18 protein-coding genes and 2 pseudogenes are annotated in these 26,743 nt (G+C 59.3%); 11 read left to right on the plus strand and 9 right to left on the minus strand.

Annotated elements, in window-relative coordinates; genetic code table 11:
* Window positions 1-472: 472 nt before the first annotated feature.
* The 6 genes from EH240_RS13070 (at window position 473) to EH240_RS13095 (ending at window position 6,489) form a co-directional block, all read left to right on the plus strand.
* The gene (locus EH240_RS13070; protein WP_124998810.1) at window positions 473-988 is read left to right on the plus strand and encodes a VOC family protein; all 516 of its coding nucleotides are present in this window, start codon (window positions 473-475) and stop codon (window positions 986-988) included.
* Window positions 989-1,109: 121 nt separating this feature from the next.
* Entirely contained in the window at window positions 1,110-2,522 is a 1,413-nt protein-coding gene (locus tag EH240_RS13075) for an extracellular solute-binding protein (protein WP_245435991.1), read from the plus strand.
* Between the two features lie 72 nt (window positions 2,523-2,594).
* Window positions 2,595-3,488, plus strand: coding sequence for a carbohydrate ABC transporter permease (locus EH240_RS13080; RefSeq protein WP_124998812.1), 894 nt, complete (start codon window positions 2,595-2,597; stop codon window positions 3,486-3,488).
* A 14-nt stretch (window positions 3,489-3,502) separates the two neighbouring features.
* Window positions 3,503-4,327 (plus strand): carbohydrate ABC transporter permease, encoded by an 825-nt coding sequence (locus tag EH240_RS13085; RefSeq protein WP_124998814.1) that lies wholly within the window; start codon window positions 3,503-3,505, stop codon window positions 4,325-4,327.
* Window positions 4,328-4,364: 37 nt separating this feature from the next.
* A complete protein-coding gene (locus EH240_RS13090) occupies window positions 4,365-5,531 on the plus strand; it encodes an ABC transporter ATP-binding protein (RefSeq protein ID WP_124998816.1) in 1,167 nt (388 codons plus the stop codon).
* On the plus strand, window positions 5,491-6,489 hold the full coding sequence (locus EH240_RS13095; RefSeq protein ID WP_124998818.1) for a zinc-binding dehydrogenase: 999 nt from the start codon (window positions 5,491-5,493) through the stop codon (window positions 6,487-6,489). Before EH240_RS13090 ends, EH240_RS13095 begins: the two co-directional genes overlap by 41 nt.
* A gap of 218 nt (window positions 6,490-6,707) precedes the next feature.
* Here EH240_RS13095 and EH240_RS13105 read toward each other — a convergent pair whose 3' ends face one another.
* Together EH240_RS13105 and EH240_RS13110 are read right to left on the minus strand one after the other, a co-directional pair.
* Window positions 6,708-7,307, minus strand: coding sequence for an NADPH-dependent F420 reductase (locus EH240_RS13105; RefSeq protein WP_124998820.1), 600 nt, complete (start codon window positions 7,305-7,307; stop codon window positions 6,708-6,710).
* Between the two features lie 41 nt (window positions 7,308-7,348).
* Window positions 7,349-8,083 carry an SDR family NAD(P)-dependent oxidoreductase gene (locus EH240_RS13110; RefSeq protein ID WP_124998822.1) on the minus strand — a complete coding sequence of 245 codons (735 nt, stop codon included), beginning with the start codon at window positions 8,081-8,083 and terminating at the stop codon, window positions 7,349-7,351.
* A 268-nt stretch (window positions 8,084-8,351) separates the two neighbouring features.
* On the opposite strand from EH240_RS13110, the gene EH240_RS13115 reads away from it, so the two are divergent.
* The gene (locus EH240_RS13115; RefSeq protein ID WP_124998824.1) at window positions 8,352-9,248 is read left to right on the plus strand and encodes a LysR family transcriptional regulator; all 897 of its coding nucleotides are present in this window, start codon (window positions 8,352-8,354) and stop codon (window positions 9,246-9,248) included.
* 901 nt (window positions 9,249-10,149) lie between these two features.
* Here the strand turns inward: EH240_RS13115 and EH240_RS13120 are convergent.
* The 3 genes from EH240_RS13120 to EH240_RS13130 form a co-directional block, all read right to left on the minus strand.
* Window positions 10,150-13,233, minus strand: a complete 3,084-nt coding sequence (locus EH240_RS13120; RefSeq protein ID WP_124998825.1) for an ATP-binding protein — start codon at window positions 13,231-13,233, stop codon at window positions 10,150-10,152.
* A gap of 1,150 nt (window positions 13,234-14,383) precedes the next feature.
* The gene (locus tag EH240_RS13125) at window positions 14,384-16,972 is read right to left on the minus strand and encodes a hypothetical protein (protein WP_124998827.1); all 2,589 of its coding nucleotides are present in this window, start codon (window positions 16,970-16,972) and stop codon (window positions 14,384-14,386) included.
* A gap of 52 nt (window positions 16,973-17,024) precedes the next feature.
* Window positions 17,025-17,504, minus strand: a complete 480-nt coding sequence (locus tag EH240_RS13130; protein WP_167484008.1) for a thermonuclease family protein — start codon at window positions 17,502-17,504, stop codon at window positions 17,025-17,027.
* A 305-nt stretch (window positions 17,505-17,809) separates the two neighbouring features.
* On the opposite strand from EH240_RS13130, the gene EH240_RS13135 reads away from it, so the two are divergent.
* From EH240_RS13135 to EH240_RS13145, 3 genes are all read left to right on the plus strand, one after another.
* Window positions 17,810-18,436 carry a nuclear transport factor 2 family protein gene (locus EH240_RS13135; RefSeq protein ID WP_167484009.1) on the plus strand — a complete coding sequence of 209 codons (627 nt, stop codon included), beginning with the start codon at window positions 17,810-17,812 and terminating at the stop codon, window positions 18,434-18,436.
* Between the two features lie 253 nt (window positions 18,437-18,689).
* Entirely contained in the window at window positions 18,690-20,555 is a 1,866-nt protein-coding gene (locus tag EH240_RS13140; protein WP_245435993.1) for a hypothetical protein, read from the plus strand.
* Window positions 20,556-20,572: 17 nt separating this feature from the next.
* Complete coding sequence (locus tag EH240_RS13145) at window positions 20,573-20,944, plus strand: adenylate/guanylate cyclase domain-containing protein (protein ID WP_124998835.1); 372 nt, start codon at window positions 20,573-20,575, stop codon at window positions 20,942-20,944.
* On the opposite strand, the pseudogene EH240_RS13150 reads toward EH240_RS13145, so the two are convergent.
* Window positions 20,920-21,108 (minus strand): annotated as a pseudogene (locus EH240_RS13150) (IS5/IS1182 family transposase); the annotation flags it as partial. The gene EH240_RS13145 and the pseudogene EH240_RS13150 overlap by 25 nt on opposite strands.
* A gap of 340 nt (window positions 21,109-21,448) precedes the next feature.
* Entirely contained in the window at window positions 21,449-23,674 is a 2,226-nt protein-coding gene (locus EH240_RS13155) for a mechanosensitive ion channel family protein (RefSeq protein WP_124998837.1), read from the minus strand.
* A 215-nt stretch (window positions 23,675-23,889) separates the two neighbouring features.
* On the opposite strand from EH240_RS13155, the gene EH240_RS13160 reads away from it, so the two are divergent.
* Complete coding sequence (locus EH240_RS13160; RefSeq protein ID WP_124998839.1) at window positions 23,890-24,075, plus strand: ATP-binding cassette domain-containing protein; 186 nt, start codon at window positions 23,890-23,892, stop codon at window positions 24,073-24,075.
* A 135-nt stretch (window positions 24,076-24,210) separates the two neighbouring features.
* Here the strand turns inward: EH240_RS13160 and EH240_RS13165 are convergent.
* Window positions 24,211-25,660: pseudogene (locus tag EH240_RS13165) on the minus strand (DUF5939 domain-containing protein).
* Window positions 25,657-26,742 (minus strand): adenylate/guanylate cyclase domain-containing protein, encoded by a 1,086-nt coding sequence (locus EH240_RS13170; protein WP_124998843.1) that lies wholly within the window; start codon window positions 26,740-26,742, stop codon window positions 25,657-25,659. Before EH240_RS13170 ends, EH240_RS13165 begins: the two are co-directional and overlap by 4 nt.
* Between the last annotated feature and the right edge of the window lies 1 nt (window position 26,743).

A 26,743-nucleotide genomic window follows, 5' to 3' on the forward strand; every position in this document is an offset into this window, starting at 1 on the left:
GCCGATCTTCCAGGTTGCCGATTACGGTCTCGTCGGCGATCTCTTCGTCATCCTGCCGGAGTTGCAGAAGGCGCTTTGACGATTACGGGGTCCGTCTGAGGATCGGCCAGTCGAGGTTCTGGGCGCGATTGCGCATTTCGCTCGATGGAGCTAGAGGCGCCGACCTAAAGGTGCATGGCCTGGAAGGGCTGCGTGTCTGCGACCCATGCATCATGCCGTCAATTCCCCTACGCCAACGCGCCGAACAGGCGAGCGGCCGTCGACCTGCGTGGCCGGCAAGCCGGCGCTTGCTCCTGCAGTCTCCGCTCGGGAACGGAACGACGGTTCCACGCTTCGACGAAGCGTTAAGAGAGCCCGGGATCGCGTCTTGTCGGTTGACAGTCAGGCGGCGCTATGAAATAACTAATTAGTTACAAACGAGCTGCCTCAGATAGCTTAATTGAATGAGCATGGCAGACGAAGGGGAGCAGAGATGATCAAGGTTCACGGCATCCAGCATATCGGCCTGACCGTGCCGGACATGGAAGAGGCAGTGCGTTTCTTTCAGACGATGTTCGGTGCGGTGACCGTCATGGAATGCGGCAGCGTCGACGTCGACGATACCTTCATGGCCCGCCGGTTGGGCGTGCCCCCTGGTCGCCGCATCAAGGACCAACGGGTCATTCGGTGCGGGAATGGCGGCAATCTTGAACTCTTCGAATATAGCGGCGAAGCCGAACCCGGCAAAATCAAACGCAACAGCGAAGTCGGCGCGTTTCATCTCGCTCTTGCCGTCGACGACGCAGTCGCTGCGGCCGATCGCTTGCGCGCCGCGGGTGTCGACGTCCTGGAGGGGCCGACACTGATTTCATCGGGTCCGATGAAGGGCCTGACATGGGTCTATCTGCGGACGCCTTGGGGCCAGTTTCTTGAATTGGTGAGCACGACCGGCCCGATGGGCTACGAGCAGGGCGGCGGTCCGAAAATGTGGTCTCCGATCGGCGAATAGCTGAAGACCAGAGGACCGGGCCATCTCTCTCGATGCTTGCGCTTGGGGAGCCCGATTTTTCGATCGGCAATCGCATCGGCAAGATTTTTTCTGCAACGCAAGCCAATGGAGGATCAAGCTAATGGTGCAATGGAAAACAATGGTCTGGGCAGCCAGTATGGCGACGCTTTTAGGCGGAACCGCCCTGGCTGATGACAAACCTTTCGCCGGGGTCGAGCTGAAAATGCTCGGCATAGGGGACACGTCCGTCACCCGTGTCGCGCCAATCGTCGGCGAATTCGAGAAGCAGACGGGGATAAAAGTCCATATCGATCAACTCCCGTATCCCGGCCTCATCGACAAGATTGTGGTCGAGGCGAGCTCGAGCAGTCCGACATATCAACTGCTTTGGGTCGACAGCCCGTGGGTCGGTCTTTTGGGTGAAGCAGGGGCGTTGGAGGATATGACCGCCCGCGCCAAGCGTGATGCCAAGGAGATCGGGTTGGATGATATCATTCCAGTCCAACTGCAGGAAAACACCTGGCAGGGCAAGCTTCTCGCTTTCCCGGCTTCAGGCATGATCTGGATGCAGCAATATCGAGCTGATTTGCTCGAGAATGCTGATGAGCAGGCCAACTTCAAGAAGAAGTATGGCTATGACCTGGCGCCTGCCAAGACATGGGCTCAATATCGCGATATCGCGGAATTCTTCACACGCAAGAAAGGTGAGCTTGCCGGCGGCAAGCCGCTCGATTTCGACCTCTATGGCGCGAGCCAATCCTATAGCCGTGTCCAGGGTGCTATCACTCACGACTACTTTCCATTCATGCGCTCGTTCGGTGGTGATTACTGGGACCCGAAGACTGGGCTGTGCGCCATGACGAGTGACGCGCATGTCAAGGCCGCGGAGTACATGAAGTCCCTCATTCCGTTCAATCCGCCGGACTATCTCGGTCTGATGTGGGACATTCAGTCGGGCTTCATGGAGCGCGGTGAAGCTGCCGAGGCGGCCTACTGGAGCGTGCGTTCGGTACGCCTGACGAACCCCAAGGAAGCGACGCTTGCTACGATTGGCAAGGCGGGTTTTGCAGAAAGTCCTGTATCTGACGCGGGGCCCCAGCCGACCTATACCGGCACCCTTGGCTTCGCCATAAATGCCAAGTCTTCGGACAAGGAAAAGGATGCCGCATGGGAGTTCATCAAGTGGGCGACCAGCGAAAAAATAATGAGGCGGTTCGCTGACGAGGGAAGCGGCGTCAGCCAGTTCCGCAAGTCGATCCTGTCTGACCCGGCGCTGCAGAAAAAATATCCCTACTACAAGGTGCTTCTCGACAGCCAGGTCAATGCTCGCCGCCGCATCTTCCATCCCTTTTATCAGGATATGGAAGAGAACTTTGGTGTGGAGCTGAGCAAGTACATGGCAGGTGAAACGCCGACTGCTCTGGAAGCGCTTTCCAACGCATGCAATGCCGTCAACTCGCGGCTCTCGATCTTTCCGCTGGAACAGCGTCTGCGCTGGATTCAGGACGTACCGGCCGAGGTTCTTGCGAAGTAGTTGTGGTCTACCCGCCCCGATCTTTCGCGGTCAGGGCGGGTTCCTTCAAATGGGAGAGGGAGGAAGAGCCGTATGAGCCACACTGCCGGCCGTAACCAGAGAATCGCGCTGATATTTCTTTTGCCAGCCGTCCTCATTCTGTTCGTCACGACCATCTACCCGATGGTCTACGCGTTGTGGCTGAGCTTTCGCAATTACGACCTTTCCAAGCCCTTCATCCCGCGAATTTTCGTCGGACTTGCCAACTATCTCGAGATCCTGACGTCGCAGGCATTCTTCCATGCGCTGCTGACGACGTTCAAGCTGATGGCGATGACGTTGTCCGTACAGCTTGTGCTTGGGGTGGGGATTGCCCTGCTCGTGACCCAGAAGTTGCCCGGCATGGCGGTGGCAAGAACATTGCTGCTTATCCCGATGATGATTTCGCCAGTCGTCGTTGGGTTGGTCTGGCTCTTCCTCTATTTTCCCGAGCTAGGCTATCTCAACTATTTCATCGGTCTCGTTGGCCTGGGGCCCGTACCTTGGATTACCAGCACCCGCTGGGCGCTCACCGCCATAGCGATCGCCGATATCTGGCAGTGGACGCCCTTCATCATGATGGGTACCGCTGCGGCGTTGCAGAGCCTTTCGCCGGAACCTTATGAGGCCGCACGCATAGACGGCAATTCGCGTTGGGATGTGTTCCGCTACGTGACATTACCGCAGCTCAAGCCAGTTCTCATAAGCTTGCTATTCCTGCGTGCCATCGACGCCTTCAAAATTTACGACATCATCTACGTGCTGACAAAAGGCGGGCCGGGCGACGCGACCGAGGTCATGTCGCTTTACATATATCGGCAAAGTTTCACCTTCTGGCGCATGGGCGTCGGGGCGGCTGCGTCTTTTGTGTCGCTCATCATTATCACTGTCCTGATCACATTCTTTTTCAAGTCCATGCAGCGCAGCCAGGTCACTCAGGCGCGGTGAGGGGGGAAATCGCCATGACATCGAGTGTTCGCGAAAAGCTTCTCGTCTACCTGCTGCTAAGCGTCGTGCTCATTATTTTCATGACGCCGATCTATCTGATCCTGGTGTCCTCGCTGAAGCCGGCCGCGCTCATGTTTTCCAAACCGCCAGCCTTCATCTTCACGCCGACGCTCGACAACTATTATGACCTCTTCACGATGCGGCCGTTTCACCTGCAAATCCTGAACAGCCTGATCGTGGCGCTTGGTTCGACCGCTTTCAGCCTCACCGTTGGGACGCTCGCCGCCTATGCCATCTCGCGCATCAAGAGCAGATGGATCAACGATGTAGCTTTCTGGATCCTGTCGATGCGCATGTTTCCGCCCATCGCGGTCGTAGTTCCCTACTACATCATCTTCCAGTCGCTCGGCCTGCTTGACACGCCGCTGGCTCTCATAATCGTCTACTCAACTTTCAACATCCCGCTCACTGTTTGGCTGATGAAAGGATTTTTCGACGAGGTGCCGGAGGCGCTGGAGGAGGCGGCCCAGGTCGACGGTCACGGCGTGTTCGCGACCTTTCTTTACGTGACCCTTCCGCTGACGGCTCCCGGGCTCGCCGTGTCCGCGGTGTTCTGTTTCATCTTCTCATGGAACGAGTTTCTGTTCGCGCTGATGCTGACGGGATCGAAAGCCCAGACTGTGACGGTGGCGGTCATGTCCTTCTGGTCGAGCGATGCGGTCCAGTGGGGCCGCATCATGGCGGGGTCTTTAGTCGTCCTCGTTCCAGGCGTGATCTTTGTTCTCACCTGCCAGCGCTGGCTCGTGAAGGGCCTGACCATGGGGTCGGTCAAGGGATGAGTGCGATACCGGCAATCAATTCCAGAGGAGGACGTCAATGTCGTCGGTGACGTTGCGAAATGTGGTCAAGCGATATGGCCAAGTCGAAGTTGTGCACGGTATCGACCTGGCCGTCGAGGAGGGCGAGTTCGTCGTCCTGCTTGGCCCCTCAGGCTGCGGCAAGACCACCACCCTTCGCATGGTCGCCGGACTTGAGGACATTTCGGGCGGCGAACTTGAGATCGCGGGCCGCCGGGTGAATGATGTCCAGCCAAAGGACCGGCAGATCGCGATGGTCTTCCAGAACTATGCGCTCTACCCACATATGACCGTCCGCCAGAACATGGAGTTCGCGCTAAAGCCGCAAAGACTCTCCGCGACTGAAGCGGAAGGTCGTATCGGCGAAGCTGCGCGTATTCTCGGCCTCGAACCGCTCCTGGCGCGAAAACCCTCACAGCTTTCAGGCGGCCAGCGGCAGCGCGTCGCCATGGCGCGCGCAATGGTGCGAACGCCGAAGGTTTTCTTGTTCGACGAGCCGCTTTCCAATCTTGACGCAAAGCTGCGCACGCAGGTGCGCGTGGAGATTGCGAAGCTACACAAACGGCTTGGCACCACGATCCTTTATGTCACCCACGACCAGATCGAGGCGATGACACTGGCCGACAAGATCGTCATCATGAAGGATGGCCGCATAGAACAGATCGGGTCGCCGGAGGAGGTTTTCTCGCTGCCGCGCAATCTGTTCGTCGCCAGCTTCATCGGCAGTCCCGCGATGAACCTCATGCCGGGTGTCGTAGCGGCTTCTGGCGGGGGGGCAGCGCTTACCTGTGGCTCATTGCAGATTCCGGCACCAAACGCTCTGAGTCGGGTCCTCAAAACGGCACAGCAGGTCACCATTGGGGTGCGACCATCTGACATCCGGCTGGTGAGTAGCGACGCCGCGACGACCTCTTATGACGCCTCGATCGAGGTCGTCGAATATCTCGGCACAGAGGCACTGCTAAACCTCAGCGCGGGCGGGCAGGCGCTTGTGGCGCAGGTACCTGCGTCGGACAGGCCCACCGCCGGGCAGCAAAATGTCCGCATCGCTTTTGATCCCGACAGACTGCACATCTTTGACACACAAAGCGGGCAGGCCATTCGGCCCGGAGATTGCGGTCACGTCGAATCCATTGGAGGACGCCATGGGACGAGAGATCGTCTTCACCGGGAAGCGCAAGTTTGAACTAGCAGATTACGACGACACTCCAACCGCGCCAAATGAAGTACGTGGTCCAACATTGGTGACCCTGGTTAGCCCTGGCACCGAACTTGCGTGGGCCGATGGCGGCGATTTCCCAGTTCGTCCAGGCTATGCCGCTGTGTTCGAGGCCGAGGAGATCGGCTCGGCCGTCTCCGGTATCAAGCCGGGCGACCGGCTGCTATGCATGGGCGCCCACCGGTCAACCCAGAGGTGCGATGCGCGCTACGTACTCAAGCTTCCTGATGGTATGACGCCAGAGAAAGCGGTCGTGGCTCGCCTGATGGGAGTGGCGATGACCACGCTAATGACCACGACGGCGCGGCCCGGCGACAAGGTCATCGTCTGCGGCGCCGGTCCTATCGGCTACCTGGCAGCGCACCAGTGCCGGATCGCCGGTTACGAGGTTACCGTTGTCGAGCCAGATGAAAAACGGCGGGCTCAAGCGCTACGGTCGGGCATCCTCAACACGCTCCCAACTATGCCGGTAGGCGATCCGGCCTATGTCGGCTCGGTCGCTCTTGTGATCGATTGCTCGGGACATGAACGGGCAGTGCTCGACGGCTGCAAAGTTGTGCGAAAGCGCGGCGAGGTCGTGTTGGTCGGTGTGCCGTGGAAGGCGAATACGGCCATTTTGGCGCAAGAGATACTCCACGCAGTGTTCTTCAATTTCGTAGTTTTACGCAGCGGCTGGGAATGGGAAGTTCCGATCCTTGCCCGTAGCTTCGTGTGGGAGGAACTTTACGAGGGGTACAACAACGCCTCGCATAGCACCTTTACCGGCCTGGCCAAGGCGCTGAAATGGTTATCGGAAGGACGTATCCCGGTGGACGGCTTGGTCCGCGGCTTGGATCCCAGTGACCCGTCTGCTGTCTATGGCGCGCTGCTCAACAGAGAGATCGATGAACCGTTCGTGGTGCTCGACTGGGCCGTGTCACGGTGAATGGCGCCTAATATCGCTGCCACTGAAAGCGACAGAGGCACAAGCACTTAAGCCATCGCAATCCTGGTTGAGCACACCGCATGAAAAAGGGTTGATCCGCCGCTCCGTCGGGCGTCACGCCGCTTGAGGGGGGCCTTCACGTCGATGTCATTGAGCGCATAGATGGCCGACTTTTCGGAATCGTACTTCTTGGGCCAAATCACACGGTCGTAGATCGATTACTGCTCCTTCTTGAACAAATCCTGGAAGACGAGCTGGCCCCAAGTGCGGCCGCGTGCATGCACCAGCGCGCCACCCTCGTTGAGCTTTCCCAGTTCGACGGGTGCGAATCCCAGTAGTTTGGCCAAGGCCGCCACGGGAGCGGTCGCGTCCTCGTCGTCGCTCGATAGAAAGACGACCCGGTGGCCGCCTTCGACGACCGGATCGGCAGCCAGGGTGGCCGCAACCAGGTGATTGAAACCTTTCACGAACTTGGCGCCGGTGAACGACTTCGCAACGAAGGCGGAGGACGGGAGACCGTCCAGGTCCTCAAGGGGAACTAACGCGTTCATCGCGTCGATGACCGTCTTGCCTTTCCAGCTCGGCAGGGCCTTCGCAACCTCGCGATGCTCCCCGAACGGGACCGCCAAGATGATTGTGTCGGCCTCGAGTGCATCCCGCAGCGACTTGGCGACGACCGTGGGTCCAATCGCCCGAGCCTGCGGCGCCAACGCCTCGGGCGCCCGGCGGCTCGCGACGGTCACGTCGATGTTTTTACGGGCGAAGGCGTGGGCGAGGGCCTGGCCTATCTTACCGAATCCTACAATCGCATAGCTCATAATACTTCTCCGATCCGTGTTGATATTGATTCCCCCACCTTTCAGATGGCCGAGAGGCCGCCGTCGACAGACAACTCCACCCCATTCACGAAGCTCGAATCGTCTGAAGCAAGAAATACCGCGGCCGCAGCAATTTCCTCAGGACGCCCCATCTTTCCCCGCGGGATCACGGATTCGAACATCCGCTTCGCCTCCTCGGTTAGAACCTGGTCCTGCATCGGTGTGGCGATCGGCCCCGGGCTCAGCACGTTCACCCGGATATTCCTGCCCTTCAGTTCGTTGAGCCACCCGCGTGCGAATGCGAGCAACGCCGCCTTGCTCGCCGCATACACGCTGAAACCAGGAAAACCTTTGATCGAAGCAACTGACCCGGTCATGAAGATCGATCCGCCATCGTTGAACAACGGCAACGCCTTCTGAACCGCAAACAGCGTGCCGCGCGCATTCAGGTTGAAGGCCGCATCGAAGTGCTGCTCGGTAATCTCGCCCAGTGGGACGGCTTCGCCCATGCCGGCGCTCGCGTACAGGACGTCGATCTTGCCCTTTACCCGCTTGACTGTATCGAACAGGCGGTCGAGGTCGTCGAGATTGGACGCGTCGCCGCGCACGCCGGTCACGTTCCGGCCGATCAGCTTGACGGCCTCGTCCAGCGCCTCCTGTCTCCGGCCGGTGATGAAAACATAGGCGCCTTCTTCAACGAACCGCCTGGCGCTCGCCAGCGCCATGCCGCTCGATCCACCCGTGATGACCGCAATCTTACCCTCAAGCTTTCCCATGACTTCTCCTTTCGTGGTGTCGGGACAGCATCTGCCTCCGAGAACCTCGAAATGGGTCCGCCGGCGTCCGTTGTTGAGTGCGGAAGCGCGCACATCGGTGGTGCGAAATCGATCCGGCTGGACGACTGACGCCAGCCGCGACGATCGGTGTCCGCCGTTCGGAATTGGGCCGCGCTCGTCGACATAGGCTATGATGACCGCCCGTACCGCTGTTCGATGTGTTAGATACGGGCTTTGGAAGGCGCACCGCGCGGTGCCGGATTGCACCATGATCGACTGGGATGACATTCGCTACTTTCTTGCCGTCGCGCGCGGAGGCTCGGTGCGGGCTGCCGCCGAGCGCCTCGGCGTGAACCACTCGACCGTGCTGCGACGCGTCGCCCAGCTCGAGGAACGCCTCGGGGTGCACATGTTCGAAAAGCTGCCTTCGGGCTACCGCCTGACGGCTGCGGGCGAGGAGGTCCTCCAGTTCGCGGACCAGATGGAAGTGTCGTCGCACCTGCTGGAGACGCGCGTCTTCGGGCGCGACCAGAGCGTGCGCGGGCTTCTGCGGGTGACGCTGGCACCGCCCCTCGCGACACACCTGCTCATGCCGGACTTCGCCGATTTCGCGCGTCTGCATCCGGACATCGAGATGGAAATCTTGTCGTCCGGCGAGCTGGCAAATCTGACCAACCGAGAGGCCGACGTCGCGATCCGCGTCGTCTACGACCGCAAAACCCTGCCGCTCAATCTTCACGGCCTGAAGGGACCGGAGCTGTTCGGCGGCGTCTACATGTCCTGCGATCGACTAGCCGCGTGGCGTGCGGGCGCGCCTGATCCCATCCGGTGGATCGTCATAAGCATTCATGGAATTCCGGAATGGGCCAGCGAGGGTGAGGTTCGCACCACGGGGGTTCCATTCAGGACCACGGACGCCGAGGCGCAGATCGTTGCTGTACGGCAAGGGCTCGGGATGACGACACTGCCGTGCTTCATTGGCGATGCCGACCCCCTACTGGTGAGGGTGCCGGGCACCGACCTGCACATGTACGGAACGGTTTGGCTTCTCACACAGGGGGAGACACGCAAGACGAAGCGCGTGCGGCTCTTCACCGAGTTCGTTTCCCGCAGGCTCGCCGCGTACGCGCCGCTTCTCGCGGGACTGTCCGTATCGCGCGACTGACGCGCGGCAGTCGCCGGCGACGCTTGCCGTAATCCGGTCGGAAGCCGAGCTGCGATCGCTTGAAGCGGCGTCGTTCAATCCGCGAATGGTGCGCCGTATCGCAACCGGCGCGAGGGCCACACTACTGACGGCGACGGACTTCACCATCGCTGACGGTCTTTTGGCAGGCTGGAGACGCCGCTTTTGCGGAGAACTCCGAGGAAAATAGACCAACCGATATCGAAAGTCTTTGAACCCGAGCAAATCGCGGATCGCCGAAATTCTCCTTTGAATTCAAGAGCGAGAATTTCTGACGGATCCGGGACACGGTTCTTCGTCGTCAGCGGAAAGATTTTCCTCGATGGATCAATGCGTTATCATCCCTCAGAACAATCGAGTGGGAGTGAGGAGCTGGGACGGCGATTTTCGCCGTCGCATAGATTGTTTTCGCGCCCTCACTTCTCTCCGAACTGGCATTCGCCATCTCCTATCGGCAAGTCCCATCTGCGGCCAGGTCGCTGATGACGTAAAGCCCTTTCAAAGGGGGTTGAGGCCTGTGGCGTGGAACGGCGCGCGCAAAGGCCGGTCTGCTTTGCGCCTTAATGCCGGCCATTCAGATCAATGCCATCGCTACCCGAAAGCGGACATTGGTCTGCGTAAGACTGTAAGTCGCGGTTGCGCCAGGGCCGTCTTTGCCGAGGCTGACCGTGGATGTCCCGTCTTTGAGGCCGCGCATCATGCATGCCGAAGGGAAGCCTTTCCTTGAGCAGGAAAAGCCAGATAGGCCGATGCCGAACATCACGACGGAGTTGCGGTAGAGCCTGTATGCCAGCGCGACAAGTCGCGATACTCGGCCACGGTCAGGATCGTGATGTCGCCGAAGCCGCGCTCGTCTGCCGGCAGAGACGTGATGCACCGTTGATTACGCCACGTCTGCTGCGATGAACCAATCGTTGACCTCCCGCAATTCCGCACGGGCCTCTTCGAACCTACCCTGCGACCGCAATAGCTTCGCCAGACTATTGGCCGCCTGCAACTCCCAACTCCTAGCGTTCTGCTGCCGCGCAAAGGCAATCGCCTCGCGGAAGGAAGTCTCCGCCGCTCTGTCTCCTACTCCATTTGCAAGTTCGATCTCACCGCGAATGCGAAGCAAGGCAGCCGTAAAGTAATGCTCGCCAATCTTTTCGGCCTCTCGCAGACCTTTCTCAACGGTCTCTGCCGCAATATTGAATTGCCCAGAGTTCATGAAAGCCTTGGCCAGTAAGCCTAAATAACACGACTTGTCGACCTCCTGATCTTCAAGATCGCTCTCGGTCAATGCCATCATGTGGCTTCCCGCCAGACTGTCATTGAGGTTCGATGCAGCTAGGCCGCCAAAAAAACGCGCCACCCTTGCCCAGAGATTGAAACCGTTTTCCTGCGCTAGCGGCAGGAGTTCATCCGCCAGTCGAGCGATCTCCCTGCTCTCTTCGCGGAAGGCGAACAACACGCACCCGTTTCCCAAACAGGCGGCCAAGCGATAGGCGGACTGCTGCCGAACGGTCGCCTCCGCCTCGAGGTAGAGTTTCAGCGCTTGATGGCGATACCCCAGAATATGCAAGGTCCAGGAAAGGTAGATCATGGCCATACTCGGAAAGTCGCTGCCGACCTTGTCTGCGCTGCCCTTGTGGCTGAGAGCGCGCTCAAGATATTGCCGGGCCGCCGCCAACTCGCCCTGACAGAACAGACTCATCCCCTTGAACTGCAGACCTATGACGAGCGCGTTTAGGTAGCCCCCCTCCTCGCCGACTCGAATTAACTCATCACTGGCCGCGAGGGCCTTACCAAACTGGCCAGAGTTGAAATGGGTGCCGAAAAGCCCGTCGAGCGCCCTGATCGTCGCTTCCGGCTCGCCAAGCTTTTCGCTCAGTGCAATGGCCCGCTGATACGCGGCACTGCCCTCGCCCGTCACATAGCCTAGCGCAGCGTAGAGCACATCGCCCAGCTCCAGTTCGAAGCGAAGCAGCCTGCGGCTACGATCATCGGATTCGGGCAAGAGTTTCGCGGCTTCGAGCCCCTTCCTGAAGGTACGCACTGCGTCAACTTTTGCCCAAGTCTTAGCCGCCTTCAGCCCTGCCAGCAGCCAGTAGTCAGCGGCGCGATCAAACAGACCTGCGTCGGCGAAGTGCTCAGCGAGCACTTCGGGATAGGCAAAAGCAGCGTTGTCGTCGCGCAGTTCGATACATTCGGCAATCAATTTGTGGATCTGCTGCGCACGTTCGTGCAGCATCGTGCCTCTAGCGGCCTGCTGCAGCAGCACGTGGGTGAACGAAAAGCCCGCGCCGGCTGTCCCTCGCTCGGCTACGATCAGTCCCGTGCGCATCAGGTCACCAACTGCGGCGCGCAACTCCGCTTCGGGCCAATCGCAAATCTCGCGCAGTATGTCGAAATCGAATTCGCGGCCGATCGCCGCTGCGATCTGCGCAACTTCCTTGGCAGGCCCCAGCCTGTCGAGGCGGGCAAGCAGCGAGAACTGCAGGGAGTTTGGAATGTTGTTCGTAAGCGACAAACGCTTTGGCTGCGGTACGTCCAGCCGCAACCCCGTTTCGACCACGCTCCGAGTAAGCTCTTCGATATAGAGCGGGACGCCTTCACTGCGATCGAGCACCACTGAAACATCAGCAGCGAGCGCATTCGGACTAATATCGTGGACAATCGCTTCGGCATCCTCGCGTCCGAGCGCTTCAAGCCTGATGTGATGCACATCCGGCCTGTCGAACCATGGAACGCTTGCGTTGTTCCTGCTCGATACAAGCAACAGCGCAGGAGTCGAAGCCAGCCCGGCGACGATTTTGTCGAGAAGCTCGCGTGAGGTCGCGTCGGCCCATTGTTCATCTTCGAACAAGATCAGGATCGGGGTAGCACGCGCCAGATAACTGATCAGATCCATGAACGCCTGCTCGGCGATGTTGCGCTGTCGTTCGGCGCTTATCCCCTCGAGCCTGTCCGGCCTGGTCGTTGGTATGCCGAGCAGGCTTGAGAAGATCGCCAGCGCGACGTCGCTGGACACCGAACCTATCGACAGTCCGTTGCTGAGCTTTCGTAGCTTTTCTTCCGTCGAGTCACCGTCCTCGATCGTTGCGATCCTCTGCAATTCTGCGAGGAATGGATAAAGGGTGCTGTTCTCGAAGGTCGGAGAACATTGCATGGTCAGCTGCGGAAAGCTGCGCAGGCGCTGCTGGATCTCGTTGAGCAACCGGGATTTGCCGATTCCCGACTCTCCCGAGACCCACACCGCATTGCCGCGCCTGTCGCGCACGACGCTCTCCCAGCGCTCCATCAGCAGTCGCAATTCGGCATTGCGGCCGCACAGCTTGGTCATATGCGCACGCTTTGCAAAGCGGGTCGGCACCATGCGCGCCCGTTGCACCTGCCAAACCTGGACTGGCTCGGCGAATCCCTTCAGCTCATGTTTGCCGAACTTGGTGAAATCAATCGCGCCGCTCGCGGCCTCGAAGGTCGCCGCGTCGACAAGGACCGTATTCGGCTTGGCCAGTACCTGCAGCCGTGCCGCTAGATGCGCGACGTGGCCGAAGGCGACAGTGGACACGCCGCTCGGCGCGCCGACGAACTCCCCCACCACGACTTGGCCGCTCGCGATCCCCACCCTCACTTGCAACGGATATCCCTGATTTGCCGAGATGGTGGCCACCGCATCGACGATCTCGAGTGCCGCCAGCACCGCGAACTCGCTGTCGTCCTCGCCAGCTCTTGGATAGCCGAAATAGGCCTGGACGGCGTCGCCGATGTAACTAGCCGTCACACCCTTGCGGCGCCGGACAACGCTGCTGCAGGTCTGCAGAAAGCTCTCAATCAGGCGTTGGAAATCCTCGGGATCTAGGCGGTCGGCATATTCGGTTGACCCCACGATGTCACAAAACAGGATGGTGAGATAACGCCGCTCTGCAACAGACTTCGCGGGACTGCTGGGCAAAATCGGGCTAGCCAAAGGAACCGGTGTGGTCACGCTCTGGGACCCTCCTTGGTGCGGCGACTATGTAGCACCAGTCATCTTATCGCAAATCCTTGCGCTCATCAGCCGCTTTCGATCGCGTCAAGTGGATCATCGAAGGTCGTCACACTGAACATCGGCGTAGTTCAAATGGTCTGCCTCGCCAAATGCCGCTTCGCTCTGGTCGAAGCAGAACCGTTTGGGCACCAATCGAATCAAGGTGCGTCGGTTGCATTCACCAGGTAGATCGATTTGGAAGGTGCGCGGCAACATCGACGTCGGATCGCTCCATTTGGTGTGACCGGCAAACGAAACGTTCTGGATCAACAGGCTGGAGCCGGCTAAGCTGACTGAGCCGGAAATGGCCTCGACGTTGGTACCCTTTGCCTGCTCGATGCTCGGATATTCGCCGCTTTGCGGCGGATCCCCGTTTGCCGGGATCGCGCCGCGCTGACTACCACATTGATCCTGATATCGTCGCGCTCTGGAACATCACCGTAGCTGTTGCGAAAGGTCCAGCTTAGGCGAAGGACACGCGCCTTCGCCTCCTCTCCGGGCGGTGGAGGCAAAACCTGAATCTCAGCATCGGCGAGCGAAGAGCCTTCATCCTCCGCCTCTGGCGCCGGGCAGCGAGTGTAGAGTGGGCGGTAGCCACACTCAGAGCCACCGGCTCCCCACCGGTTGCGCCGCGATCTTCACCGATGACAGCGAAGCCTTCTCACCCTACGCGCCTCCCGCGCGGGGACGGGCGGCGATTGAGGCTCTCCACTCAGAATGGGTGAAGATCGGCGGCGAGGATAAGGAACTCAGAGTTGTCGAGGCAGGCGTCACTTGGCCCCGTACTCGGACGGTCAGGATTTGGGGACTTCGCTGAATGTGTTTCAGCGGCAAGCCAATTTAGTGCATCCCAGCGCGAACGACCTTCTCGAGCTGGGTGTCGCAAAACGTGGAGCCAGGCGCAAAGTTTGGCGTCGTGAAGATCGTGGCAATCGACCCCAACACCGGCGCCCCGAAATTGGGCATCGTTGGAAACCAGAGGATGCTTTCCGAGCGAGGCGGCTTGAGCGAGGCGAGTCTCCACCCAGTATCCGAGACCATCCTAAAAGGCGACATGACGCAAATAATGCAGGCGTGCGGGTAGGTCAGTGGTATCAAGAAATTAACATCATTTGGGATTGTTGGCTGTCTCGTTGATACTAGTGAGGAATGCGCTTTCTTTCGCCGGAATATAACGAGCTGAGACCTCATAGCTTTGCCGATCGAAATCCTTCGGCACCCAAGTTGCGCGCCCGGTGTCATCGAGTGCCACGGGTTCGCCCGCCGGCTCGCCGCGGACATAGAACTGCACTGTCCCCGTCGGGGCTTCTTTGCTGGGCAACCATCTCGGCACGGGGGTCGCAACGAAAAAGCGCTGGATCGTGCCGCCGCTCTGTTCCGGTTTCGACTCTGCAGCCAGGATCGTAGTCGTTCCCCAACGTTCCAGACGCTCGGTCCTGAGATAGGTTTCTGCAAATCCGGTCTCGCCCGTAACCCCCACGTCGAAGATGCAATTCTGACGCCTCTGATAGTCGGCAAGCCCGCGGCAAACATCCCGCGAAATGCTCTCATGAGCAGGCCCTCCGGACTTCTGGTCGGGGACGTCGCAGGGTGGGGAAGCCTTCGGCCACGTTGCAGACGCGAATTCGGGTGCGGGTTGCCCTCGGTCGAAGAGGCTGTTCGCCTCGCTGACACGCCAAGCCTGCGCGAATTCTCGATAGAGCACATCATAGCGCTGTGATAAGGACGCCGGCCTCGCGCTGAGCGACGAGCCGTCCGGAAGGGTCGGCAGCCAGCTGTTGGCCGGCAGCGCGCCCATGATCCCCTCGTAAGCATCGGTCCCCGAGAGGTTCAGGTTGAGGTACCACTTGCCCTGAGAGGGCCAGAAGCCGGGCGTTGCCGCCAGTAGCCCGCCATTTGGGAACTCGACTTCCATACCGCCGACGGCCGAACGAAGGACGCGCCCACCTCCGGAGAGTGCTACCCCGTCATCGATCAAAGGCGTGGAAACTCCATCGATCCGAAGCTCCATCCCGGAAGGGTTGGCACTGACCACGAGGCTCGGCTGCCACGTGACGCGGTGCTTGCCGACCCGCGCCGCAACGGCTGAATTGATGCTTACGCACGTCGCGAGACCAGTATGAGGATTTTGTCCCGGGAAAGAGCTGGTCGGTATTGCCGTCTGCCGGACCTGAACCTCGAATCCATCTGCCGCACGAGCCGCGACAAATTCACCGGATGCCTGGAAATCATAGTGGATGCCATCGACCGTCGTGATGTGGGGGTCCCCCTCGCTCGCCATCGGGCCGCCGCCAACGCGGTTGGATTCGGCCTCCCATGTCAGTGTGCCGTCAGGGTTGTCACCGGTGATGTTAGATTGGTCGGCCCATACCGGATGAGCTCGTCCTTGGAGGTAATCGAGGCCGGAATAGTCTCCATACTGTATGTCATGCTTCCCGGCGGCCGAGGAACCCGTGCCGCTGGAGGTTCCGGCCCCGACCTGCTTGTTGGGGAAGAACGACGGAACGGACGACGTTGGGGTCGAAGCCGAGCAGAATTCCTGCATCTCGGTGTTGCTCGCCGAATTCCGAGCGTCGTGCCAGCAGACCAGGATGTTGCCTGAAAGTGGATTGGCAGCGATTCTCGGCAGAAACTGGCTGCGAACAGGGCTAGAGGAGTCGTCATTCACCCTGATCGGGGTTGAGTTCCATGTCTCGCCATTGTTGTCCGAGTATAGCAGCATGATGTCAGTGTCGTTGCCCTCGTCGGCCACTTCGTCGGTGTAGACGAGGTATAGTCGACCAAAATGCGGGCTGGCGGGATTGCGGTCGTAGGCCAGGCCGGCTTCAGCGTCGACGCCATGAAAGTCCTGCGGCGGGATGAAGTCGATCCCTCCGACGTTCGTCGGCGTGGCCACTACCGCCGGTCCGAAGGGGAGAGCCCCGAGACCGTCGGGGTCGATATTGATCATTATATGCCCGGGGCCTTCGCCCGCCTTCGGAACTTGGCAAGCCTGGACGACTGTCCCGTCGGGCGCGATCGTGACATCGCCGAACGAGCAGCTATTCGTGCCTGGAACCGATTGCGGGGTCGAAGGGAACGGACCGATCATGGTACGACCAAGACCGTTTACGGCCGCGCCCATCGCCCGCATTCGATGCGGCAGATACCACACGATCCAGACGGCAACCGGCGCGCCGGCAGCAGTTGTGTTTTCTGCCACGACAGTTGGTTGGTCGGCGCTTCCTGCGAATTCCGTCAGCATCTCGAATGTCTGCCCCCCATCCGTGCTGATTAGGGTCACCACGCCGGTGATGTCGTCCTCCATATCGCTGACATTTGCCAAATAGGTGACGTAGAGATTGCCGAACGAATCCCAGGCGACGCTCGGATCGCAGCAGGCGAGAGGTCCCTGGCCTGGGTCGCCGTCAGCGATCGCCTTGTCCGAATCGGGATAGCTCCAGCTATGGCCGCGATCGATGCTGCGGGCGAAGAAAAGACCGGGACCGGATTTGTTGCACGCGACGAACAGCTCGTTCCGGTTCGACGGGTTGATGGCGATCGCACATTCGTTCTGAAAGTCCTCCATCTCCGATACATTGCGCTCGGCTTCGCCGACGATCTGCGCTGACGTATGCGCAACATCGATCGAGAGCCAAATTATCGCTGACAGGCAGGCCGCCAGTGCCCGCCTGCCACCCAAAGAAGTCGCCTTCATGGTGGTGGTCTCCTGCTGTATCGGCCGGTCGTGTAGGCCAACGAGTTGCCTGTCACTGTCGAGTCTTCCAGATACCGCGCCGCGCTTCCTTTGCCTGGTCCTCCGCCGTTTTCATTTCGTCGTATTTGTATCCGACGTAGCTCGACTGCCGGGAAACGAGACCATTGCGTACCAACTCGACGCCTACATCCTTGATTCCGTAGTCCGGATCATCGGTGAACAGTCGTCCGATCATTTCCCCTTCTGGCGTCCGGCCTTCGAAGCGCAGCGTACAGTTCTTTCCCAGCAGCCGCTGGGACACGAACAGGGTGGCCTTTTCCGCCATGTCGGAATCCCGCGGATTGTCGATGCCGACAATGCGGATCTCATATGTTCCGGCGCCATAGTCGAAAGTGAGGACGAGGTCTGCCTGTCTGACCGCGATGACCGTGCCGTCGACCGAGTCCCCGGCAAGGCCCGCCGAAGCAAGAGAAAGCAACACGGCTAAAAGCACGCCGAGCTTGAGCGTTCTTAACATCTTGGGCAGGGACATCGGGAGCGGCCCGTTGACAGGTGTATGCATCGTCGGTCAGTCGCTGAGCATGACAAACAATTTGATCTCAATAAAAATATCGAGCAATTGTCGGATGCTTCAATGATATCTTACCACAAGCGATGGAGGAAGAATAATTCGAAGAGTGATTTGCGTTTTTGGGAACGGTCGACCTCCCGCCGCAGTGCTCCAATAGGCATGCCCGTTCCAGCCGTGAGATGTCGACGATTTCGACTTACGAATTTCATGTTCTCGTGTAGGGTAAGCAGGCACCTTCCATCACGTTCTATATGAGGGGAACTGTCATGAGCGATCTTTGGAATGGCCTATTCAATAGTCGAACAGCTTTGAGATCTTTTGCCGTCGTGTCCGGAATTTGCCTTGCGTTCGAGGGGTCGGTGCCCGCACAGGCGCAGCAAGCGTGCAGCACCACCGCTGTTACCGGGTGGCTCCCACGCAACCCTTCCCTCGATGATCAGCGGTCGATCACGGATGTTCTGTCCAGCTATGCCTGGACGATCGATGACAGGGATCCGACATCGTTTGTTGATCTGTTCCTCAAGGAGGCGTCGTCTTCCTATGAACTCTGCAATGTCGGCGGACAAGTCTTCAAGTTGACGTTTGGACACCAGGATCCCAGCAAGGACCTCGAAACCGAAATGGCAAGTATCACGAAGTACTTGAAGGACCACGATCTTCAGACTCGACACCTTGTCACCAACACCTTGTTCGACGCAGCCAAAGACGGCAAGACGGTGAAGACGAAGTCGACCGTCCTCGTGACGTTGCAAGCCTCTAACCTCGAGGCGCCGGAGCTTGATTACTCGGCGGATGTCAGGGCGACCTTGGCAAAGGACGGCGACGGGAACTGGAAATTTCAATCCCTCACTGTCTACGCCGACAATGCCGCTATCGTGGCCAAGAAACGATAATGGGTTTGGCTGCTGCGAGAACCCTGGTACAAGCTACTGCGGGCGACAGACCTAGACGCAGGGCGTAGTCTGCATGCGGGCTGTAGCGGGCATTGCCTCGATTCTGGGGATTGCGGTTCTCGTCCATTGGACGAGCGAGTTGGGGCTGCCTGCCGCTACGACGCTCCGCTTAGCTACAGTGCTCCCCTGCAAGCGGGATGACCGATGCGACAGGTTGACTGGCTGTGTGGCCCCGCAAGCTCCACCCGGTCCCGTGCTCGAAGTCTTGCCTGCCGGTCGGGATCACGAGCGGTACGTCCGCGATCTCGCGGCCTTCCAGGCGTGCAGGGAACTGGCCCTAGCTGAGCCAGCGAGTGCGCAGCGCGACATCCGACTCGCCGCTTTCTCTGCTTCCGACCTCGAACGGAGGGCATTTGCCGATACCGTCATGCGATGGAACGGCGATATCTTCTGGCGGCCGGCCTCCGAGAGCACCAACATCGTCACGAGGTCCGGAGACGAGGCTCGCGCGGTGTTCGGCCCTATTCCCGAGGGAGATTGCGAGGGCCCTGAATCGAAAACCATTCCCCGCGAAGTTGACGGAAACATCGTTGACCTGCGGCCCAATCCTGCGAAGCAGGGGCATCCGCTGGAGTTCGAGCACAGGGATCAAAATGGCAATGAGGTCAAGTGGACGGCGACGCTGCCGAAATGTGACAAGCCATCATTAGCCGGAAGTGCTACTTTTTGTGGGTTGAATTCCCGTCTCGCTCGCGTTGTCCGCGGCAACGTTGAATGGTTGTTCTTGTGCAGAAAGTCGCACTACAGCCAGGAGGTCAGCACCGATCCCTACTGGCTGGGGTCAGATCCGCGCTTCTCCCTCTTCGGCACGATCGGATTCAATCGTCAATCTGGCGAGATCGTCTTTTTTGACGGTCGAAAGGATCGCGGTGTGTTCGACTGGTCGAAAACGTTTGTTCCGCCGGGGGGCCACTCCTATTCCGATTCGGTCGGCCGCGCCGAGGCGGAGGCGTTTTACGACCCGACGTTTCAAGTTCCGTGTCACGCCTGCCATGACAACAAGAGTCCGTATGTGATCGATCCACATATTGCGCAGAGCAGGGTAGGCTACCGCGCAGCCGAAAAAGATTCCCGAGCGACTGCGTTCAGCCTCGCAGACTATCTGCCGCTACGACCCCGATTGCTGGACTCTCCCTTCCGCGTCATCGGATCGGGCTATACCAGCACTTACAGCGTCGATCTCATGCGGGCCAAGACGGTTCAGGATCCGAGTGGGAATTGCACGGGCTGTCACACACTGACGACGCAAATCACCGGCCAGCGCTTGGCACCGGATGCCGTTTCACGCGAACCGAGGATCACGCTGCCGAGCTGGGTTCAATTGCTGCAACTACGGGAGGAGAAAATAATCTACGCGGCCGCGGCTGCACATCGGACGGACTGGGCCCTCGAGAGGGTAGGAGGCATCCATCCCTGGATGGTGCCTGGGTCCGGCAATGATCTATCATTGAATTCACCGGGATTGAGCGCCGAGGACTGGCAAAGGCTGAGCGACTGCCTGTGGGATGCCGGCGGCGCAGAGTGCGGGTACCACCCGCTCTATACCCCTTGCCCCGCCCCGGAATTGGAGGCCGGAGGGTCGTTGCTGACCAATGCGACGATCGAGGTGCTTCCGGCACCGGTAGGCGAGGCGACGACGGTTCGTGTCCTTCGTTTCGGCTGGAAGTATCTCAACGGCTATGGCGGCGTGCCCGAGCGAGACGACGTCAGGGTCAATGTGGCCATCAAGACGGGCGCGATGCCGTGGGACCGCGCGCCGCCGAAGATCGATGCCTATCCAACGGTCGAGGAGGCGAAGGGGATCGATCTCGAGCCTCATGAAGCCATCGGCTCAGCCGGGTCCAGCCTGGTGATCCAGAACGCTTCCTACGCTGGCCACACGAGGTGGACTGATCCGGTGGCATCCACGCTGCCGCGCAGTTTCCGGCTTGACGTTCCCGGCAAATGCAATCAGCGCATCCTCATCCGGCTTCTTCCCAAGAGGTTCTGCTTTGACGAGAGCAACGCCACGTACAGTGCGATGGACCACCTGATTTACGCAGACATCGTTTGCGACTGAGCGCCGCGCTGCCAGCAATGGCCAAGTCCGAAATCGGCTACCGGAGCGACAGGGCGGCCCATCAAGGAGAGCCTCAAAACGTGACAACTCCGCATCCAACGGACAATCCGTCCCCGCTCAGGAGCACCGAGACACCTGCAGCGGAGTGGCGCCACCTTACGATCCTGCTCTGCGACCTGGTCGGGTCGACCGAATATGCGGACCGTCTCGATCCAGAGGATTTTCGCCGCCTTATGGAAAGCTTCTGCAGGCTTTGCAGCGCGGTCATTGAGCGCCACAAGGGAGTGACGGCGAGTTACATAGGCGACGCGATCCAGGCTTATTTCGGCCATCCACGCGCTTCATCGTCGAACAATGAGATTGGTCAGGCTTCGATCTCGTTTGGCTGACTTTGGAGGGCTGCGATGAGAAGCCACAAAAGCTGCCTGAACCAGTTGAGCAGGAGGGAGAAGTTGTATCCGGCGGCGGCCAGGATGGCGTTGAGGGCGTCGCCCTGCCGGCCGGCGAGGTAGTTGCGGCCCATCCGATGCTCGGCCTTGATGTGGCCGATGACCTACCTAGAGCTACATCTAATGCTGATAGTCATAAATACTTTGCTGAGAATAGCCCGGAACTTCCGATGGGTGCCGTGCCATCGGAAAATGAGCAAAGATCATCTAGCGCTCCAGCCCAATTGACGATCGCAGCGGGTCAGGCCGATATAGCGCGATTAACTTCGATAGTGCACGAAAGCTCAAATTTTTCGGCGGAAATTTCCTATCTAAACCAGCGTCATAGATTTCTAACGGCCCAACGGACCTCCGGCATGCTGCCGGCCGAACCTTTCAAAGTACCGTCAGGGGTCGGTGAGATGCGCGGAAGCCGCGTTGTGACCGGCAGGTGTCACAGCTTTCCTACTCCGTTGTGCTACCTCTTTTTCTGCGCCGATTAGTGTGCGACTGCGCGACGGCCATTTTTAATTCGGGTGTGATCTCCAACGGCGCATTCTCTGCCCCATGTGGGTTCTGGAGCCCCTGGACCTGGACGGTTGGAAATGGCAGCTCGATGCCCTGCTCCTTGAAGACTTGGCGCAGCCGTACATAGAATTTGCGTTTCATACCGAAGGCGCCTCCCGGTCTGGTTGTGGCCTTGACCCTCAATACGATGCCGTACTCGCCGAACTCCTGTACGCCCTGCATCTTGATCGGGTCGAGCACCCAGTTTTTGAACTCGGGATCTTCCGCCAGTTCGAGCCCGATCCGCTTGATCAGCTTTCGGGCGAAGTCGATATCGGTGTCATAGCCGACGGTGATGTTGAATTTGTCGATAACCCAGTCACGGCTCTGGTTCTGGACTGCCCCAAGTTCACCGAAAGGTATCGTGAACAGCGGACCACGATGGTGGCGCAGCTTCACCGAGCGCAGCGAAAAGCTTTCCACAGTACCCTTGTAATTGCCCGAGGAAATATATTCGCCGACACGAAACGCATCATCGAGCAGAAAAAACACCCCCGAAATGATGTCCTTGACGATGGTTTGTGCCCCAAAGCCCACCGCGACGCCGACGACGCCAGCGCCGGCGATCAGCGGGCCGATCTGGATACCCAGCGAGGCGAGCATCATAAGCACCGCCATCACGATGATCGATGCGAGCAGAATGTTCTGGAGGATCGGCAAGAGCGTGTGCAGCCGCGCCTGCTGCGGATCGAGGATCGGGACGTCCTCGTCGCTGATCACAGGGTGCGGTGTTTCGATGCCCAGCTTTCGTTCGATCAAGGCTTTGATGATCGACCAGCCAAAATCGGCTGCGAGGGCAATGACCACGACATTGATCAAGCCGCGCAATATGAACGTCGTCGTCGTATCGCTGTCCCGCATGGATTGCATGTTCAGACCCCAGACACGCGCGAGAAAGTAAGCCGCCGCCAGGATGAAAATCATTCGGATTCCGCGATCGATGACAGCGATCGTGACCGCCGGGATCGTAGGCCGGCCGACATCTTCCGAACCTGGCCGCAGAACGAAATTAACCCCGCGCTGCGTCATCACGATTGCCAAAGGCAGGAAGAATGCGGCGAAGGTAAACCAGAAGTATGTATAAAGACCGGCGATGCGCTGCAGGAACAGGACGACGAAATAAGCAGTCAATAGCCATGTCGCTTCCGTGTGACCGCTGTGGCGCGCACCGTCTCGCTGCGTTCTTGGCCGCCGCCAAATGGCAAGCAGCAAGAGCAAAAGCAGCACGAAATCGGCGCCCAGTGACAGGACCATCATACCGTCCTGATCGATGCCGAGGCCTGGCAAGAGGATGAACGCGGCGCCGAAGAAGGCGAAGACGCCGACGATCCGGGGTAGCCAATAGGACCAATGGTCAGCCGCTTCGTTCGTGATCGGCAAAGCACGAACCTCGACGGCGTTCTCGACGTTCATGAAGGAAGGGACGAGCATGGCCATGACGTACATGCGCACACCCCATGTAACGACTGCCGCCATCAGAAATGTCAGTACAATCTCGCGGATAAGCATTGGCCAGTCGAACAACATGAACGCGCCGGCGCTGCCCAGTGCGAACGAGACGATCAGCATGCTGGAATAAAGCGTGCGACCACCAATCTTCTTGGCTCGCCCAATGGGCGTATCCTTCGGTTGCGCGATAATCCAAAGACGAAATGGACGGGTGAACCTGTACGTTACCCAAGTGAGCGCCAAGCCGGCAGCGATGAACATCGCAATCAGCACAAATACGCCGGCAGAACCCTTGCTGGACATATCCTCCATGGTCTCTGCCCGAACGCGCGCGAACTGGCCTGGCAGCAGGGGCAACGTTCGCACGATTCTTTCGATATGGTGCCTGATCCGATCGAGCGTCGAGGATGCCATCGTATTCATCTGGCCTGGTGCGGCCACGGCGCCGGACGATGCGTCGCTCGGCGAAGCTCCTGCCTCGGCAGGCGCTCCCGTTGATACGGCGTCCTGATTTCGCTGTTCGGCCACCCAGGCCTTCACTGACGGATCGTCGAGAAGCTCGAATAGCTGTTTGACCCTTTCAGGCGGGACCGTCGCCGGCGCCTGCGCCTGTGCCTGACCAGCCAACAAGAGGGCGATCCCAAAGACGAGCGGCCTGGCAATCAGGACAAACATCGCAGTCAGGTCTCCGAGACGCCGTGCCGGGCGCGCCAGGTTCCTGGCCCCCAATCGTCGAATCATGAGCGGCATCGTGCTGTACCCTTCCAGTCAAATCGGCAAGCAACGACATCTACGTCCGTCGTTGCCCTAACCTTGAAGAAACCGATGTTGCGGTGCAAGCCTTCATCGTTCCGAGCTAGATCGTTGCGCCGCGTCTGGTCGCGCAAATCATGGATGTGATCCGTAGTTCGAAGACGCTGGGCATCACGGTACTTCTGGTAGAGCAGAACGCGTATGCCGCGTTTGGCATCGCCGACCGAGGCTATGTGATGGAAACTCGGCGCATGACCATGCAGCGGCCGGCCGAGGAACTGATTGCAGACGAGCGGATATGCGCTGCCTATCTGGGACTCTGACACAGCTGTACACATGAAGGCAGCCGATGGCATCACCGCGTATTGGCCAACGAGTTGGCTCGGCCTTTCGGCCATCTCTACAAGTGCAGGGGCAGGCACCGCCTCCCATTAATAGTTTGTGGCACGCAGTCGCGTCTATCCCCGCATAATGCGATAGACAGTTGCATCGCCCTCTACACCTCGAAGCGGCGCATCAAACGCGACGACGCCTCGGCCGGCAAGCAGGTCACTCACGCCGGGCGCGGAATAGAGCGCCTCGGAGATGCAGACCTGTCCGGCTTCCGCCAGTGACTGCACGCGTGCGGCGACATTCACGGTCTGGCCGAAGTAGTCGAGGTTGTCGTTGAGTGTGACGGCAATCGATGGACCGCAGTGGGCACCCATCTTTAGGACAATCCCCGGCCTGACATTATCGCCGTTGAAGCGATCGATTTCTTCAAAAATGTGGAGGGCGGCCGAAATCGCATCCGATGGCCGCGAGAATACTGCCATCACCGCATCTCCGATCGTCTTTACGACAGCGCCGGAATGCTGGTGGACCGCAGCATTGAGAAGAGCGAAATGCTCGCGGACCAGGGCATAGGCGTTGAGGTCGCCGAGGCGCTCATACATGGCGGTGGAACCCTTGAGGTCCGTGAACAGGAAGGTGACCTGTCGGATGCCGAGCCCCTCCTTCTCGTCGACACGCTCGGAACGGAAGAGCTGGCGGAAGGTTTGCCGCGCAAGCAGCGCCCCACCGGAAACATATGGGTCGAAATCGAGCGCCGGTTTGGTCGTCAACGCGACAAGCTCGGGCGGCCAGTTGATGAGAAGCAACGCGCCACGATCGGGTCCGGTATTCGCAACCTCAATGACAACCGGACCGGGCGGCACGGCCGGCAACGCCGGCAAGAAACGCTTGCCGTCATAGTTGATCTTAAGAAGTGTCGGCGCCAACACCGGGTCCCCGGATATAGGTACAGCGAATGCCGCCTGTGTCTGCACGTTGACACCCGACAGGGAGCCGGGATCGAGGTCAGCGCGCAGCATTGTTGTGGTGCCCGGCGGCAGGAACGTCATGCCCCGCACGAAGCCTCGCAGAACGTCCAGAAAGCGTACGTCCTGCCCGGGCAGCCGCCCGTCATTGCCGAAGCGTAGCTTCCAGTGAAAGTTCTCGACAGAGAGCGTCTGGGGCTCGTTGAAGGGAAGGCGCCGCAAATGGGGCGATACAACAGAGAAGGAGACCTCGATGAAGTCGTCAAGGTCGGTATCGCCCGATACGTCGCAAAGGCCGCAGACGTAGTGCGTCTGCAGCGTGCGCAGGGCGCCGAAACTTTCGAGCACCATCCCGGACTGGGGGCAGAGCACGTCCCAGCTCATATCGAACAGGCCGCAGCGGGCCGCGTGAAGGAAGAGGTCGATTGCTTCAGGCTCGGCGATTGCGCGGTCGCGGGCGAAGGCCAGCGGATTGACACGATAGAGCGCCTGGTCGTCGCCGCTCCTGATAAGCGTTTCGAATTTTGAGATGACGCGCGGGCTCCAGGCTCGCGCTTGCTCGATCTCGGTCATCTTGCCTTTCGAGAAGACGATCGTCGACCACCATCACACCGAATCCCAATTTGCCGGGAGCCGCCACATTCGCACACGACCCGTACCACGCAATTCCGTTTCCGCGAGTGGGTCGCAAGCAAAATTTGGTCCAAGCAGTCTGTGAGTTGCATCCGAAATACGGATTTCATCGGGCTCCGCGGACGTTTGGATACGTGCGGCGAGATTAACGGTATCGCCCCACAGGTCATAGGCAAACCGCCTTTTGCCTATGACGCCCGCGACGATTGGTCCTGAGTGAATTCCAATTCTGAGTCTTATCGGTTCTCCTGCGAAGCGTTCGCGCTTGACCGCCTTCCGCAGTTCAAGTGCATAGTGCGCAAGGGCTTCCGCATGATCGGATCGCGCGGTAGGCAGGCCAGCGACCGCCATCACACAATCGCCGATTGTCTTGATCTTTTCGCAGCCGTATTGTTCCGAGAGCAGATCCGCCGCCTTGAAGAAGTAATTCAAAATAGCGAGCGTCGTCGCGGCTCCGACGCTTCGCGCTCTTTCCGTAAAACCGACAATGTCGGCAAAAAGCACACTCACCTCCGCGTGGTTGTCTGCAATTTGTTCGTCCGCTTTTAACCGCTCCGCAATCGACGCCGGAAGAATGTTGAGGAGTAGGGATTCGGCGCGCTGATATTCGCGCGTCAATCCCTCTTGGGTCTTCCTCAACGCCTCGTTCGTCGATTGTAATTTCTCGTTGAGTTGACGCGCCCTTTCTTCCAGGAGCGTCATTTCATAAGCCTTCTGTTGAAGCCGCTGCCTATTGTCGCGTTCGGCAGTGGCGTCAAGAAAGAGCAGCCACACGCAGGCCTTGCCGGCAAAAAGATGAAGGTCCGCGACACGCCCGCCGGGCAGCTCGACCATGGCCATATGATATGGAAGCTCCGGGCAAGGCAGCAACCCTTCCATGAATTCAAGCTGCTCGGCAACAGGCTTACCGATGCGAAGGGATGAGAGCCCGTAATGTTTAACGTTACCGCCCTTCGCCGCTATGCAAAGCTGGGTGTCGATTTTCACATATGCGATAGAGTGCTCGTTGTAGAAGAAATTATAAATCCAGTTTCCGACTTCTCTCGGCAATCCATGCATG

Source organism: Mesorhizobium tamadayense (assembly GCF_003863365.1).
GTDB lineage: Bacteria > Pseudomonadota > Alphaproteobacteria > Rhizobiales > Rhizobiaceae > Mesorhizobium > Mesorhizobium tamadayense.